The organism is Nocardioides ginkgobilobae, assembly GCF_054781275.1.
Map to the genome: position 1 here is coordinate 1 of NZ_BAAGUS010000055.1, position 850 is coordinate 850.

At 61.5% G+C, this 850-nt stretch carries 1 pseudogene; it reads right to left on the reverse strand.

The annotated features are described in order from the left end of the window. Positions 1-347: pseudogene (locus tag ACYVID_RS18165) on the reverse strand (hypothetical protein); the annotation flags it as partial. Between the last annotated feature and the right edge of the window lie 503 nt (positions 348-850).

The following is an 850-nucleotide window of genomic DNA, read 5'->3' on the forward strand; positions in this document are numbered from 1 at the left end:
CTCGTACAAGTCGACGGCCTGACGACGGAACTCCTCGGAGTAGTTCTTCCTGGCCATGATTCCTGGATCATCTCGCTTCCCCAGCAGGTGCTGGATTCAGCGTGTCCAAGAACCAGGGTCAGGCCCCGGAGCCACTCGTCGATGACGTAACTCCTGAAGGTGATGTTGCTGCGAGCGACGTCGAACCAGCGCCCTTCCTCCAAGAGGTTCTCCTGGCGCTCGGCCTCGCGCTGCGCCTCACGCCGAGTCTTGAAGCCGCTGACGGACCGTTGGCGACCGTCGAGGTCACGGTAGACACCGGTGAAGCTCTTCCCGCGAGGACCAGATCGATCGAGGGTCCAGGCCATGGGTGCTCCCACCAATCTGTCGGCAATTTGTCGGCAAACACTGCGAGACACAGTGATTTGACATGATCCGTGGTGAGACGTCCATTGTGGCTCTGACCTGCGGATATGGTCGAAATCTACCCGATCTGAGCGTGACTGAGAACCGCCTGGATAGCGGCTCATAACCCAGAGGTCGCAGGTTCAAATCCTGCCCCCGCTACAAAGTAAAACCGCAGGTCAGAAGCCGTTCCTGGTGCAAGTCAGGGGCGGCTTTCTGCATGTCCCACTGGCTTTGACTACCAATCTGACTACCAGACGGTCGGGATTCGTAGCAGGGCGGCCGTCCCGGCCCAAGCGTCAGGGCCAGGTCAGGGGATGGTGACGTCGGCACTGGCCCGAGGGCCTTACCCCCGGATCTTGGACACGGGGTGTGATTACGCGGCGGTTGGCAGCGTAGCGTCCCGGTGGGCCTCGTAGGTGGATGGGGACAGGTAGCCGCACCAGCTGTGCCGGCGGCGGGTGTT